General features: G+C 63.5%; 19 protein-coding genes and 1 tRNA gene. 2 read left to right on the top strand and 18 right to left on the bottom strand.

What is annotated here, in order from left to right; all coding sequences use genetic code 11:
- Window positions 1-3: 3 nt before the first annotated feature.
- The 7 genes from H290_RS0112685 to H290_RS0112655 all read right to left on the bottom strand — a co-directional run bounded on the left by H290_RS0112685 (window position 4) and on the right by H290_RS0112655 (window position 5352).
- Entirely contained in the window at window positions 4-315 is a 312-nt protein-coding gene (locus H290_RS0112685) for a hypothetical protein (RefSeq protein ID WP_028463118.1), read from the bottom strand.
- A gap of 125 nt (window positions 316-440) precedes the next feature.
- Window positions 441-2009 (bottom strand): HNH endonuclease signature motif containing protein, encoded by a 1569-nt coding sequence (locus tag H290_RS28475; RefSeq protein WP_051121991.1) that lies wholly within the window; start codon window positions 2007-2009, stop codon window positions 441-443.
- A 290-nt stretch (window positions 2010-2299) separates the two neighbouring features.
- The gene (locus H290_RS0112675) at window positions 2300-3112 is read right to left on the bottom strand and encodes a hypothetical protein (RefSeq protein WP_051121989.1); all 813 of its coding nucleotides are present in this window, start codon (window positions 3110-3112) and stop codon (window positions 2300-2302) included.
- Between the two features lie 11 nt (window positions 3113-3123).
- Entirely contained in the window at window positions 3124-3372 is a 249-nt protein-coding gene (locus H290_RS32025) for a DUF2510 domain-containing protein (protein ID WP_036518872.1), read from the bottom strand.
- Window positions 3373-3526: 154 nt separating this feature from the next.
- On the bottom strand, window positions 3527-4201 hold the full coding sequence (locus H290_RS28465) for an Ltp family lipoprotein (RefSeq protein ID WP_081631571.1): 675 nt from the start codon (window positions 4199-4201) through the stop codon (window positions 3527-3529).
- 235 nt (window positions 4202-4436) lie between these two features.
- Window positions 4437-5045 carry a hypothetical protein gene (locus H290_RS30205; RefSeq protein WP_155976831.1) on the bottom strand — a complete coding sequence of 203 codons (609 nt, stop codon included), beginning with the start codon at window positions 5043-5045 and terminating at the stop codon, window positions 4437-4439.
- Between the two features lie 225 nt (window positions 5046-5270).
- Window positions 5271-5352: transfer RNA gene (locus H290_RS0112655), tRNA-Leu, on the bottom strand.
- A gap of 59 nt (window positions 5353-5411) precedes the next feature.
- Between H290_RS0112655 and H290_RS0112650 the strand changes: the two genes are divergently transcribed.
- Window positions 5412-5861, top strand: coding sequence for a glucitol operon activator (locus H290_RS0112650; protein ID WP_036518870.1), 450 nt, complete (start codon window positions 5412-5414; stop codon window positions 5859-5861).
- Window positions 5858-6217 (top strand): DUF3817 domain-containing protein, encoded by a 360-nt coding sequence (locus H290_RS0112645; RefSeq protein WP_020107181.1) that lies wholly within the window; start codon window positions 5858-5860, stop codon window positions 6215-6217. The genes H290_RS0112650 and H290_RS0112645 overlap by 4 nt, the downstream gene beginning before the upstream one ends.
- 24 nt (window positions 6218-6241) lie before the next feature.
- Here H290_RS0112645 and H290_RS0112640 read toward each other — a convergent pair whose 3' ends face one another.
- The 11 genes from H290_RS0112640 to clpS form a co-directional block, all read right to left on the bottom strand.
- Window positions 6242-6856 carry a non-canonical purine NTP pyrophosphatase gene (locus H290_RS0112640; RefSeq protein WP_020107180.1) on the bottom strand — a complete coding sequence of 205 codons (615 nt, stop codon included), beginning with the start codon at window positions 6854-6856 and terminating at the stop codon, window positions 6242-6244.
- Window positions 6856-7641 (bottom strand): ribonuclease PH, encoded by a 786-nt coding sequence (gene rph, locus H290_RS0112635; protein ID WP_020107179.1) that lies wholly within the window; start codon window positions 7639-7641, stop codon window positions 6856-6858. The genes H290_RS0112640 and rph overlap by 1 nt, the downstream gene beginning before the upstream one ends.
- A gap of 77 nt (window positions 7642-7718) precedes the next feature.
- The gene (locus H290_RS0112630) at window positions 7719-8483 is read right to left on the bottom strand and encodes a cyclic nucleotide-degrading phosphodiesterase (protein WP_020107178.1); all 765 of its coding nucleotides are present in this window, start codon (window positions 8481-8483) and stop codon (window positions 7719-7721) included.
- A gap of 48 nt (window positions 8484-8531) precedes the next feature.
- Window positions 8532-9338, bottom strand: a complete 807-nt coding sequence (gene murI, locus H290_RS0112625; RefSeq protein ID WP_020107177.1) for a glutamate racemase — start codon at window positions 9336-9338, stop codon at window positions 8532-8534.
- Between the two features lie 8 nt (window positions 9339-9346).
- Window positions 9347-10045, bottom strand: coding sequence for a rhomboid family intramembrane serine protease (locus tag H290_RS0112620; RefSeq protein WP_020107176.1), 699 nt, complete (start codon window positions 10043-10045; stop codon window positions 9347-9349).
- Between the two features lie 52 nt (window positions 10046-10097).
- Window positions 10098-11069: a PLP-dependent cysteine synthase family protein gene (locus tag H290_RS0112615; protein ID WP_020107175.1), complete on the bottom strand. Its 972-nt coding sequence runs from the start codon at window positions 11067-11069 to the stop codon at window positions 10098-10100.
- A 27-nt stretch (window positions 11070-11096) separates the two neighbouring features.
- Complete coding sequence (locus H290_RS0112610) at window positions 11097-11369, bottom strand: MoaD/ThiS family protein (protein WP_020107174.1); 273 nt, start codon at window positions 11367-11369, stop codon at window positions 11097-11099.
- 11 nt (window positions 11370-11380) lie between these two features.
- Window positions 11381-11785, bottom strand: coding sequence for a Mov34/MPN/PAD-1 family protein (locus tag H290_RS0112605; RefSeq protein WP_020107173.1), 405 nt, complete (start codon window positions 11783-11785; stop codon window positions 11381-11383).
- A gap of 47 nt (window positions 11786-11832) precedes the next feature.
- On the bottom strand, window positions 11833-12927 hold the full coding sequence (locus H290_RS0112600; RefSeq protein WP_020107172.1) for a P1 family peptidase: 1095 nt from the start codon (window positions 12925-12927) through the stop codon (window positions 11833-11835).
- Window positions 12928-12980: 53 nt separating this feature from the next.
- Complete coding sequence (locus H290_RS0112595; RefSeq protein ID WP_020107171.1) at window positions 12981-13562, bottom strand: DUF2017 domain-containing protein; 582 nt, start codon at window positions 13560-13562, stop codon at window positions 12981-12983.
- 4 nt (window positions 13563-13566) lie between these two features.
- Window positions 13567-13902 carry an ATP-dependent Clp protease adapter ClpS gene (gene clpS, locus H290_RS0112590; protein WP_051122012.1) on the bottom strand — a complete coding sequence of 112 codons (336 nt, stop codon included), beginning with the start codon at window positions 13900-13902 and terminating at the stop codon, window positions 13567-13569.
- Between the last annotated feature and the right edge of the window lie 19 nt (window positions 13903-13921).

Genomic DNA, 13921 nt, shown 5'->3' with positions numbered 1-13921 from the left:
GAGTCAGGTGCTTTTCGACTCCTCGATCGGCCGCAGTACCCAGCCGGGTACCCAATGCGTCACCTTCTCGTCACGGCCCCGCGCCGGGATCGTGTACGTGACCTTGCCGAACCACTCGCCCCATTCGGTCATCCCCCACTCGGTGAGGACACCGACCGTCTTCCTTCGGAACTGCAGACCTTCGGGGTGATAGATGCCGGAGTGATGCGGCTGGTAGGCGTAGAGCGTCACGAGGTCTATCGACACGGCAACATGGCCAACTCGAACAAACGCCGGCCGACGGGGTTGCCCACCGTCTCCGCCAATATTCGCCACCTTCACCGTTCGATCATACGTTCGAATCTCTGCTAGTCTCAACTACGGCAGGGCGGCGATACCTGCAGACGCGAACGCGGATGTGGAAGACGCCGCCCGCCATTTCAGCTCAATCAGCGGACACATCAGGCAGCGCGGTAGATCGCGCGGCGCCAGCCGAAGTCGACTTTGTACACCGGTGCCTCGGCGGCCTTCTGCTCGAATGCCGCGCGGGCGCGCTGCTTGAACCATTCGGCGTCGGCGTCGCTGTCGGGATTCCACAACTCCGGATTCGTGAAGTACTTCTCCGGGAAATGAGTGTTGTTGGGCCGCGGCGGATCCAGGGTTCCGCGTTGGCGCCACCCGACTCGGCCCTGCCAGCCCGGTGGGCCGGTGCCCTCGTTGATGATCTCGGTGATCCACCCGGTGTCCCCGTCATGGATGTGACCGTGATCGGGACCGCAGACCAGGGTCAGGACGGTGATATCGGTACGACCGCCCTTGGAGTACTCGACTGTGTGATGCACCGCGGTTTCCGTCGCGGGCGCATCACAGCCCGGCCGGGAACATCCCCGTTCGGCGGCGATCAACGCCAGGCGTTGATATGCGGTGGCCAATCGTTTTTCACGGCCGAGGAACAGGGGGCGGTGTTTGTCGTCGAGCAACGCCAGGAACTTGCGGCTCACACCGGCCAGGCGCAGGGCATCGCGGACCGGCACCACCCCGCCGGAGGCGGTGGTCGCCAAGCCGGCCTCGGCCTCGAGCTGTTCCAGGGTCATCGTCACGATGACCTGCGCGGGCAGACCACGATGCTGACCGAGGATGCCTTGCCCGACCACCATTTCCATCAACCGTTTGAACGCGTCATGATTGCGCTGACCCGGGGTGCGGGTATCACGCTTGGCTGCGGCCTTGAGCGTCTCAGCATCAGCCTTGTCTGCGCTCCCGGTGGGTGAGTCCGGATCGTTCGGGTTGTTCATCCCCTGCGCGGCCCACTTCGCGGCCACGATGTCCCACAACGCTTTGGTGGCCGGATCCAACGTGCCCTTGATCCCCGCCATATGGTCGGCACCCTGCTTGGACACTTTCAGGTCTCGTTTTTGCGCCCGGTCGACGTCATCGAACTCACCGTCCGGATTGAGGTAGGCATGTAGATGCAGGCCCACCCTTTTCAACTCATCCGGATCCATCGTCCGGGCGGCTTCGGCCATCAACCGTTCACCCTCGGACCACAGAGCCAGATCACTACGAATCGTTCCCGGCAACGCCCGCAACACTTCATCGATCACGTTGTAATGGGCGATTCCGATCGCACCGTCCCGCAACGCCAGCCACGTCGTGGGATACACCGGCGAGGTGACCTCACCCGATGGTGTGTGCCATTCACCCACGCGTTCAGCGCGTTTCGACCGCGCGCTGGCCTGGGTCGCCGAGATGCGTAGGTGGTGACGTAAGAACTTGTTGTGCTTGAGACCCTGCTTCGCGGCGACCGACCGCTCCCGCAACTCGACTGCGACCCGAACCTTCACGGCTTCATCACGACGGGTCTGCATCTCGACAACTTGAGCGAGGTTCACTGTTTCTTTGTCCGACAACATCGCCAACGAAACATCAACAAGCCTGCGGGACAACACTTCACGGACAGCAACGATCTCCTCCGCATCAAGAGCCATGCCCTCGATACGGTTGATCAGATCTGCCACCCCCGAACCCATGAGATATTTCTATCAGTGCCCTCCGACAAGTCTGTTGCCAGCGGTTTTGCGTCAAACCTGGTGCACGTCAGGCACAATGTCGGCTCCCGGCATCGACTCTGGCTTCCAATGCAGTAGTCCATGCCTTCGCCGCCGCATCTTTGGCAGCGGATGCCGACGCCGTCGCCCGCGAGCTGCTCGGCGATGTTGGGTGGATGAGCGACGATGTGACTGATCGGTGCCAGGTTTGTGCGGTGATTAGTCCGGACAGTCCCGCCCATAACACTCCTTCGGCCTCGTTGGCGTGGCACCTATTCGGGCCCCGGGTCCGATTCGAGAATTGGCCACGGCTGATGTATTTCGAGGTACGGAAGGCCGGCACGCGAGTAGACGTTTGCGAACCGACTAGCAATCGTCCCGCCGACTGGTTCGTCGGAACTCCACTTGACAAGAGCGCCGACTGGCCCGACGCAGATCTCGGTGACCAAGGCGGTTGGAATTCTCTTGCTCTTGCTTATCGTTGCGATCAGTGGTCCGATCGAGAGCATGGTTATCGGTGCCTGCCGGTCCATCAGGGCTGCTCGCTCATGACTGTAGAACAGACAGATGCCAAGACTGCCGTTATTCGCGCCGCTGTCGAGATAGGACCTGATGTCGTCAGGAACTCTGAATCCGTCGTTGCTGATACGGCACCCCAGTTGCCGAACGACATATTGCTGCAACTCGAGCGCCTGTCGTGACAACTCAAGCGGATGGTCGCCATACAACTCACCTAGGTCGAGTGTGTCCCGACCGCCCATGGTCACCCAATTCTCAAACGTATATTCGCTGAGTGCTTGCCAGGCACGATCCGCGGGCTGGCTTCGCTCGTTGTTGCAGCGACTGCACAGGTTCTTCTGATTGTGCCGAGCGCGTCGATCTCCCGAGCTCCGCAGTTGCTGCCACTCGACACCATCTGTCCACAGCAGCGCATCATCGCCGAGCGCTTTGAGATCTGAGCGCTTGAACTTGTGCTCCGAAGTGACCTTTTCGGCCCCACACCACCAGCACCGACCATCGAACTCATGCTTGAATTCACTGAGTTCGGCACCAGCGACGTATACCTCACCGTGCTCGTTCTTCATTTCCACCACGATCACACGAACTCGCCAGGGAAACTGTCGCGCAACGCATTTAGCTGGCGTCCTAGATCATCAAGCTCGTGCCTCGAGATCGCGACCGCCTCCCGTCCATAGCGCTGGCGATGCCCTCCAAGGCTAGGTTGAGGTGCATACCCGATGGGACGCGTAGCACTGGTCCACTGCAGACCTTCCCGCCACCGAAGCTGATTTGGGACACCCTCAGGGTCTGGATGCCATCCAGGCTGGGTGCTACTCGACGTCATAGATCGTTCTGGTTTCGTGAGGCATTCGTTGATCTAAACGCACACAGGGAACCAGCACGCGCCCGCCGACTCTGACATCCACGAAACGAGAGAGAACGCCCCGAGCCAGGATCGAACTGGTTTCGGGGCGTTCTTAGCGTCACGTGAGTTTGGGCTACATGCCCGCGCCGACCACACCGTACTCGGCTTGCTCGTCTGTGAACCCGTCAAAGACCAATTGGTCGACAAGTCCGCCATGGGAAAAAGAAGTGTAGTCCAGGTACTTCTTGGCCGTTTTCACAGCTTGCGCGTTCCAGTCGACGTGGAGGCTGTCAACGCCATAGGTGGCGTCCGCGGTAGAAAACTCTTCGAACTCCAACTGCCCGATGAGGCCACTACGAGAGAAAGACGTGTATTCCAGGTACTTTTTAGCCGACTTGGCGGCGTTCTTCTGCGATGCGGTGACCTGCGGTGCGGGTGCTGGTGCTTGGACGGGCGCTGGTGCGACCGACGGAGCAGCCGCTGGTGCGGGTGCGGGTGCGGCCGGTTCGGTGACCGGCGCAGGCGGCGCGGACTGAGTCGTCTCCGCAACAGTGGTCGGAGCCGGAGCCGGAGCCGGCGCCAACGTCGATGTCGATGCGGCGTTGCTTTCTTTCTCGTCACTTTCGCCACCACCGGCTGCCGCGGCAATAACGACGACGACGACGACCGCGGCCAACCCGATCCACAATCCCTTGCGGCTCTTCTTCACCGGCGGCGGAGGGGGCCCCGGGCTCCACTGTGGCGGCTGCTGTGCCCAGTTGGGTAGACCCGATTGTTCGGGCGAGGAGGGCGGTGGAGGCGTTGTCATATGTGTTACTTCCTGCTGTGTATTCGCTGAGAAACTGATGTTCTCCGACGCTGATCGTAAAGGGCTCGCAAAAGGCGTTTCGGACGTCATCTGAACGAACTACAGGTTCGTGGCCACAGAGAACGCCCCGAGCCGTGACGGTTCGGGGCGTTCTTTTGCGTCGGGCCGTACCCCTCCCCAGAAGCGGACCCGACGGATGAAGACTGTAGATCAGGTGTGCGACAGGCGTCCTGCGTTACCCACCCTGGCGGACCCTCGCCACGCAGTTCTGCAGCGCCGAACCGTACTCGTCCCCCGCGCTGATGTTCACGTCGAGCAGGTCCCGCCCATCGGGCAAGATCGAGAGCTTGTTGGCCGAGCCGGACAAGGCATAGATCACGTCATCCTTCACGACCCAAATGTCCTGACCTGACTCCCGTTCACCGTCCCGTAGTACGTCGGCTCCGATATAGACCAGTCCGCGAGGCGCTTCCAACGACTGCAGATTCTCAAGGGCGAGCGACGAGTCGATCAGGCTCATCTCGATCGCGCTGACGTAGGCGTCCGGTGCGGCCTCGCAGGCAACATTGGCAACTGTCAGCGTCGGCGTGGTGGCCGGCGGTGGCGTGAACGTCGTTGCGGCAGTCGGAGGCGGGTAGGACGTGAAGTCGGTGACGGTCACGTCGACTCGACCTTCCGCATCGGAATCCTCATCGGCACCAAATATGGCAATGGGGAGCACCACCACAACGAAGAAGACCAACAGTCCGACGCCGGCCCGCATGACGATCTTGTTGTTGCGCCTCTTCTGTTCCGGCGACAGAGGTTCGCGGTCCCAACTTGGTTGTTTCGGTGGTTGCGTCACGGTGAGATTCAAGCATTGAATGGGCTGATCAGGCGAGCCATCGAGCGGACCATTCCGACACACGAGTACCGGATGCATCACATGGTTGATGCTGGCGAACTTGACCACGTTTTGACCACGTTTGGTGCTGAAAAGGGCTCGAACACACTCACAGCAACTCCGAGCCCCAAGTTGGATATCAGCAGGTGAGGGCCAAAGATCGCCCTGAGCTGGATGTTCGAATTGTGCGCGAGGGGGGACTTGAACCCCCACGTCCTGAGACACTGGAACCTAAATCCAGCGCGTCTGCCAATTCCGCCACTCGCGCGTGCAGGAGACAGAGTACCGGCTGACCTGCGACTTGAATCACTTAGGTACCGTCAAGACATGGCATCGAACAAACGGAGGCACCGACCAGCCCTCATAGTGCTGGTTGTTGTCGCAGCTACCGCATGCCTGGCGCTGGCGTGGTGGCAGTGGAGCCGTTTCGAGTCGAGCTCCGGAAGCGGTCAGAATCTCGGGTACGCATTGCAGTGGCCGGCGTTCGCGGCGTTCTGCGTCTACGCCTATCGCAAGTTCGTGGTTCTCGAATCCGATCCCGATGAGGTCGAGAAGCTCAACAGCCGGGGCATGACGGAGATCCCGGAAGGGATCCTGCCGCCCCGCCCGGATTCGGCACCGACACCGCTGGTCGACGACGGCACCGCCGACGGCGAACAGATCGCCGAGTACAACCGACTGCTGGCCGAGCTGGCCGATCCGAACTCTCATCGGGCAACCCGCACCGACAGCACCAACGATCACCCCACCGACAACCCGCAACGGAGCAATCAGTGAGCCAGACCCCCGCCGAGTCGACCACCACAGTCACCAAAACGGCACCGCCGAGCAAGATCAAGGGCGCGCTGCTGCGGTACCGGGTGATGGCGTGGGTCACCGGCCTGTGGCTACTCCTGCTTGTTGCAGAGTTGATCCTGGCCTACGGATTCGACAACCACAGCCTCGACTTTGTCCCGATCGTGCACGGCTGGGTCTACTTCGTGTACCTGATCATGGCGATCGATCTGGGCATCAAGGTTCGCTGGCCGATCGGTAAAGCGATCCTGACGCTGATCGCCGGCACGATTCCGTTCCTGTCGTTCTGGGTGGAGCACAAGCGCACCCTGGAGATCCGGGCCCAGTTCGACGTCTGACCGAACCAGGCCCCGATCCCCGGTTCAGTTCGCGGCCAGCTCCTGCAGCGCCGGAATCAACTGTGCCAGCGCCCGGCCGCGATGACTCAACGCGTCTTTCTCGGTCGGCGACAGCTGCGCCGAACTGCGGCCACTCGCCGATTCCTCGTCGGGAACGAACACCGGGTCGTAGCCGAAACCGTTGTCGCCAACAGGCTCTGAGATGATCCGCCCACGCCACTCACCCCGGACAACAACTTCCGAGTCGGCGGTCACCAGCGCGCAGGCCGACACAAATGCCCCGCCGCGACGTTCCTCGGGAACGTCGCCCAGCTGATTGAGCAACAACTCGGTGTTGGCCATGTCGTCACCGTGGCGTCCGGACCATCGCGCCGACAACACACCCGGCATGCCGTTCAGTGCATCGACCTCGAGACCCGAATCGTCTGCAACACAGGGTAATCCGGTGGCCGCATAGGCATCACGCGCTTTGGCGAGTGCGTTCTCCTCGAACGTCGCGCCGATTTCGGGCGCCTCCTCGAAGGGGGGCACTTCGTCGAGACCGACCACGTCCAGACCCTCGATACCCGCCTGCTCGACAACACGACGCAGTTCGGCCAGCTTCTTTTTGTTGCGGCTGGCGACCAGGATCTGGCCCATCAGCTACCGAAAGTCTTTCGCTTGCCGGTGAGTTCGGGTTCGGGGAGCTTACCCGGGTACGGCAACGCCAGAGCCTCGCGCTGCACGACGAACAGTTGCTCGATGCCGGCCATTGCCGAATCCAGCAGGCGGTCAAGGGTCGACCGCGGGAACGTGGCGCCCTCGCCGGTGCCCTGGATCTCCACGAGCGTGCCGGTGTCGGTTGCGACGACGTTCATGTCGACCTCGGCGCGCGAATCCTCTTCGTACGGCAGGTCGAGGCGGACGCGGCCGTCGACAACACCCACGCTGACCGCCGCGATCCCACACGAGATCGGTTGTGGATCAGCAAGTTTCCCGGCCGCGTTGAGATAGGTGACCGCATCGGACAACGCCACATAGGCTCCCGTGATCGCGGCGGTGCGGGTACCACCGTCGGCTTGCAGCACATCGCAGTCGAGGGCAATGGTGTTCTCCCCCAGTGCTGCCAGGTCGATGCAGGCGCGCAGCGAGCGCCCGATCAGCCGGCTGATCTCCTGAGTCCGACCGCCCACCTTGCCCTTGACGGACTCACGGTCCGAACGGTCGTGGGTGGCTGCCGGCAACATCGCGTATTCGGCGGTCAGCCAGCCGAGCCCGGATCCACGACGCCAACGCGGCACGCCCTCGGTGACGCTGGCGGTGCACATGACCCGCGTGTCCCCGAATTCAACAAGTACTGATCCGGCGGGGTGACTGGTGAAACCACGGGTGATGGTCACCTTCCGCAGTTCGTCATCGGTTCGGCCATCTGCACGTCTACTCACAGGGACCACCCTATCGAGTCGCCCCGCACGCCGTATCGGGGTGGGCGATACCCGTTGCCCGGCCGCGTGAGTGGTTGTCAGGCGATGTCGATTTCGTCGCCGCGGCGGACCACCCGGATCGGTCCGTCGTACGCCGAGCGAGCCTCGGCCAACACATCGTCGGCCCACGTCCAGGGCGGTAGATGGGTCAGCAGGAGACTCTTGGCGCCGGCTTTTGCCGCCGCCTCCCCCGCCTCACGACCCGACAAGTGCAGATTCGGCGGCCGGTTGACCGGATCGTGGGTCCACGACGCCTCGCACAGGAACACGTCGGCTTCCTCGGCCAGTTCGATCAATTCGTCGCAGACGCCGGTGTCGCCGCTGTACGTGAGTACCTGACCTTCGGGACCGGTCACGCGAAAACCGAACGTCGACGGCGGATGATTGACCCGGCGCGGGAAGAAAGTCATCCCACCGATCTCGATCTGACCGCCGTCGGTCCAGGCACCGACCTCGAAGGTGTCGGTGATGTCGTCGACCTCACCGGGATACTCCGACGACGCCGCGCCGATCCGCTGCGCTGTCCCCGGCGGCCCGATCAACGTGCCTTTGCCCACCGCCGGCACCGGGCTGTAGCGACGCCACACCAACAGGCCGGGGAGGTCCAGACAATGATCGGCGTGCAGGTGGCTGAGCACGATGGCGACGTCGTTCGGATCAGCATGTTGCAGCAGTGAACCAAGGACGCCGGGACCGAAATCCATCGCCACCGGCTGCCGGCCGGGCACTGTCAGCAGGTACCCCGACGCGGGCGAATCGGGGCCCGACAAACTGCCAGTACAACCCAGCACGGTCAAACGCATGCCGCCATGCTGCCACGCTTGTTCAGTTCACGGTTGCCGGAACCGCCATCACACGTGTTGGACTGCTCCGAGCGCTGGTCCGAGGAATCTGGTCGCAAGCTTTGCGAACGATTCTGGATCCCCGGTGGCCTGGAAAATCCGTTCCGCCGGAACATCGGTCGGCGCGCGCAGCAAATCGTGTGTGGTCAGTACCCGAAGGACATCCTTGGCGGTTTCCTCGGCACTGGACACCAGCGTCACGTCGTCGCCGACGGCCAGCTGGATGACCCCGGTCAGCATCGGATAGTGGGTGCACCCGAGCACCACGGTGTCGACGCGCGCCGCGGCAAGGGGCTCGAGGTAGCCCTCCGCCAGTCCGAGTACCTGACGTCCGCTGGTGATCCCGCGCTCCACGAAGTCGACGAACCGCGGGCAGGCCACCGAGGTGATGACCGCGTTCTGGGCTGCGGCGAACGAGTCCTCGTAGGCCCGGGAGGCGATGGTCGCCTCCGTGCCGATCACGCCGATCCGGCCCGACCGGGTGGCCGCCACCGCACGCCGGACCGCCGGCAGAACAACCTCGATCACCGGAATCGGATAGCGCTCGCGAGCATCACGCAGGCAGGCCGCGGACGCCGTGTTGCACGCGATCACGAGCGCCTTGACGCCGCGCTCGACGAGCTCGTCGCCGATGGCGAGTGCGTGTGCCCGGATCTCCGGAATGGTCAGCGGTCCGTAGGGACCGTTCGCCGTGTCGCCGATGTAGATGATGTTCTCCGACGGCAGCTGATCGATCACCGCACGGGCAACAGTGAGCCCCCCGACGCCGGAGTCGAAGATGCCGATCGGCGCGTTGACATCTGGACTCGCAGGCATATCTGAAATCACAGTCTGGTGCTCCCGGGGTTGCCGAAGTTGGTGGTTCCGTAGGGCGATGGTGGCGGCGTCTGGGCTTGCTTCCGGTCCTTCTTGGACAGATACCAGGCCGCGAGAACGCCACCGGCGGCCCCGAAGAGATGACCTTGCCACGACACACCGGTGCCGGCCGGCACCACACCCCACAAGATGCCGCCGTAGATCAGGAAGACGGCCACACCGATCACGACTTGTAAGAAATTCCGGTTGAACAGGCCGCGCACCAAAACGTAGGTGAGCCAGCCGAAGATGATGCCCGACGCGCCGACGGTCACCGTATACGGCGGCGCGAACAACCACACCCCGAGACCGGAGACAACCCAGATGATCGCGGTGGCGATCAGGAAGTGCCGGGTCATCAGAACCAGGAATCCGAGCACGATGCCGGGAATCGTGTTGGCCATCAAGTGTTCCCAGTCGGCATGCAGAAACGGGGATGCCGCGATCCCGCTCAGGCCATCCAGCTCACGAGGTTCGATACCGGCGCTGTCGAGATCACGATCGCTGACCACGTCGATGAACTCGATGACGTACAGCAATGCCGTCAGCGACAGCATGATGATGACCGACCGTGCCCACAGCGGCCAGGAAGCCGGGCCCTTCGACGGTGAACCGGACGGCGGCGGACTGCTACCGGCACCGCCATAGGAGCCAAGTGATCCGGTCATGGTTCTCCGATCGAACGGTGGCGACATCGAATGGTGGCACAGCGGTGGCGCGTCAGGCCCAGAGCTGCCCTTCGAGCCCCTCACCTGCTTCATCGAGGCTACCTTCGTACGCTCCGGTCGACAGATACTTCCACCCCGCGTCGGCCACCACGAACCCGATGTCGGCCCGGACCCCGGCCTTGATCGCCTTGCGTCCGACGCCGAGCGCGGCATGCAGGATCGCACCCGTCGATATACCCGCGAAGATCCCCTCGGACTCGATCAGTTCCCTGATGCGGCGGACGGCGTTGCGCCCCTCGACCGAGAACCGGCTGGTGAGGATCGCGTCGTCATACAGCTCGGGTACGAATCCCTCGTCGATGTTCCGCAGGCCGTAGACCTCGTCACCATAGCGAGGTTCGGCGGCGACGATCTCGACGCCGGGCTTGGTCTCCCGCAGGTACCGGCCCACCCCCATGAGCGTGCCGGTGGTACCGAGCCCGGCGACAAAGTGTGTGATCTCCGGCAGATCCGCCAGGAGTTCGGGGCCGGTGCCCTCGTAATGCGCGAGCGCGTTCGCGGCATTGCCGTACTGGTAGAGCATGACCCAGTCGGGGTGCTCGACTGCCAATTCCTTGGCCATCGCCACGGCCTTGTTCGATCCCCCCGCCGCCGGCGACGAGATGATCTGCGCACCGAACATCGTCAGCAGCTGGCGACGCTCGATCGAGGTGTTCTCGGGCATCACGCAGATCAGGTTGTAGCCCTTGAGTTTTGCGGCCATCGCCAGCGAGATGCCGGTGTTGCCGCTGGTCGGTTCGAGGATGGTCGCACCGGGTGCCAACAGGCCATCGGCTTCGGCCTGCTCGATCATCCGCAGCGCCGGACGGTCTTTGATCGAGCCCGTGGGATTGCGGTCTTCGAGTTTGGCCCAGAGCCGCACCGCCGGACCCTCATCGCTGTCGTCCCAGCGCGGCGACAGGTGCTGCAGCCCGATCAGTGGGGTGTTGCCCACCGAGTCGATGAGCGATTCATAACGTGCCATCTCAGTTACGTGTCATCCCGGTTCGATTCAGCCGCCGGCAACGGCAGGCAGGATCGTCACCTCGTCGCCATCGGCCACCGACGTGTCGAGGCCGCCGGAGAACCGCACGTCTTCGTCGTTGACGTAGACGTTCACGAAGCGATGCAGCTTGCCCGAGGCGATCAGCCGGTCCTTGAGACCGCTGTGGCTGGCATCGAGGTTGTCGATCAGCTCACCCACGGTGGCCCCGCTGGACTCGACCCGCTTGTTGCCGTCGGTGTAGGGACGCAGGATCGTCGGGATGGAAACTGTTACTGCCATGGCGAACTCCTCTAGGTGATGGCGATCGGCTCTTCGGTGATCTCACCGTCGACGATCCGATAGCTCCGGATTTCCTCGGTCTCGGGGTCACGGGTCGAGATCAGCACGTAGTGCGCATTCGGCTCGGAGGCGAACGAGACATCCGTACGACTCGGATACGCCTCGGTCGCGGTGTGCGAGTGGTAGATGACCACCGGCTCTTCGTCGCCGCGATCCATCTCGCGCCAGACCTTGAGCTGCTCGACGGAATCGAAGCGATAGAAGGTGGGTGACCGTTCGGCGTTCACCATCGCGATGAATCGCTCCGGACGGTCCGAACCCTCGGGTCCGGCGATCACACCGCAGGCCTCGTCGGGGTGGTCGGCACGGGCATGGGCGAGCATCTGATCAACCAGCGACCGGCTGATGGTGAGCACTTCGACAACCCCTGACCTCGTATCGGTGGCTTCTGCGGTGCCCGAAACTATCCGGACACGAATGCTGTTGGCAACGTCTCCCGGTAGGTCGGTATTCCGCCGACCGGAGTGGCGGCGATGACCGCATTGACGATGGCGCGTTGCACCACGGTCGCCGCGGCCTCCCCGACCGCCGCGACGAGTGCCACGTCCGGGTTCATGCCCGGCGGAACCTGCGGTGTCTCATCGGGTCCGGGCGTCGGCGTCGCCGAACCTGTGGCAAATGCGAAAAGTGTGTCGCCGTCGAGCGGTGAATGGGCAGGACGGACCGCTCGGGCCAGTCCGTCGTGGGCAGTCATCGCCACCCGGCGCACCGACGCGGGATCCAATGCCGCGTCAGTGGCGATGACACCGATGGTGGTGTTCAGCGGATTCGATTTGGCGGTGAGATTCAACAGGTTCGCCACCTCGCCGGGTGCCGGCTGCCGCAGACCGTAGTAGTCCAGTTCCAATGGGAGTGCACCCCACGGCAATCCACTGGTCGGGTCGATGACCGCGCCCATCGGGTTGGCCACGATCAGCGCCGCCACCGTGATGCCCGTTGCCGGACCCGTGGTGAAGGTGATGCTCGCGCTGCCCACGCCCCCTTTGAGCGCTCCGGCCTGGGCGCCGGTGCCGGCACCGACCGATCCGACGGCAACCGAAGTATCCGCGTTCGCCGCGGCCTGCGCACCGAACTCGCGATCCGGACGAGCCGACCAGGCGCCGACCGACAGATCGAAGATCACCGCGCCGGGAACGATCGGCACCACCGAACCACGCTTGTCCATCGCGAGGCCGATGCCCTGGCTCTCGAGGTGGGTCATCACACCGTCGGCCGCGGCCAATCCGTAAGCACTGCCGCCGCTGAGGACGATCGCGTGCGCCTGCTGCACAGTGTTGGACGGATCGAGCAGGTCGGTTTCCCGGGTACCCGGGCCACCTCCTCGGACATCGACGGCGGCCACGGCGCCTTCGGGCAACAACACCACCGTTGTACCGGTGGCCCAGCCTTCGCCGGCGGCATCATCGGTGGCCACGATGACGTGGTCGTCGAGCCGCTGATGCTGGCCGACGCGCACGCCGGCGACGTCGGTGATGGAGTCTGACGGTCCTGGGATCATCCATTCCTCACTTGGCGGGCCGCTCACTTCGCGGGTCGCTTACTTACCGCGCATTACTTGCCGATGAGTGCGACGACCAGCAGTTCCTGCACGACGGTCAGCCAGTGGTAGACATCGAGATGCGCCGCCATGGGATCGCCCTCGGGAAGCTGATCCGGGGTGGACTCGCTGATTCCGATCATCGCGCCCAGTGCCAGCCGCACATCGTTCACCGCGGACAACCACTGATCGGCTTCCTCCGCGGTCAACGAGACCGCACCGCCGCCCTCGGGCAGCGAGTCGAGGACCACCCGGGCGGCTTCCTGTTTGGCGGAGATGATGTGTGGTTCGTGGAGGCTGCGCAGTGCGCCGTTGAGGTCGCCGGTGGCCGCGTCCATCGACGTGGTCTCGTCCTGATCGGGGCGATGAAAATCCGGAAAGAGACGGCCCAGGGTGGCATCGGACGGTGGATTGGAGTGCCCCGACCGGATACCCGTGAGATCAGACAGCTCATCGGTCGGAGCCGTCGACTCACGCTCGTCGAGCAACTCCGTCATCGACGTGACAAGCGATGCGATCAGGTCGGATTCGTGCTGATCGAGTTCGGTGGTGATACGCAGACGATCACCGGAACCACGCCGTTTCCAATTGCGCACGCGATCAGCTGTCTCGCTGCATCGTGGCCCACAGGCCCGCGGAATGCAGCTTCTGCACGTCGAGTTCCACCTTGTCGCGGTCGCCGGACGACACCACGGCCCGCCCTTCGGTGTGCACCTGCATCATCAACTCGGAGGCCTTGGTCTCGCTGTACCCGAACAACTTCTGGAAGACGTATGTCACGTACCGCATCAAGTTCACCGGGTCGTCCCACACGATGGTCACCCACGGGCGGTCGAGTGCCGCGTCGCGTTCGGCAACGGCGGTGGTGGACGGGGTAGCCTCGTGCTGACCGTCGCCCGCCGTCAACGTGGTGTGGACACGCTGCGGTGCGGTCATCATCTGTCCGCGCATAAGC

This window comes from Nocardia sp. 348MFTsu5.1 (assembly GCF_000383535.1).
Taxonomy (GTDB): Bacteria; Actinomycetota; Actinomycetes; order Mycobacteriales; family Mycobacteriaceae; genus Williamsia; species Williamsia faeni.
Note: the sequence above shows the minus strand (reverse complement) of the source record. Positions and strands in the feature narration are given on the sequence as shown.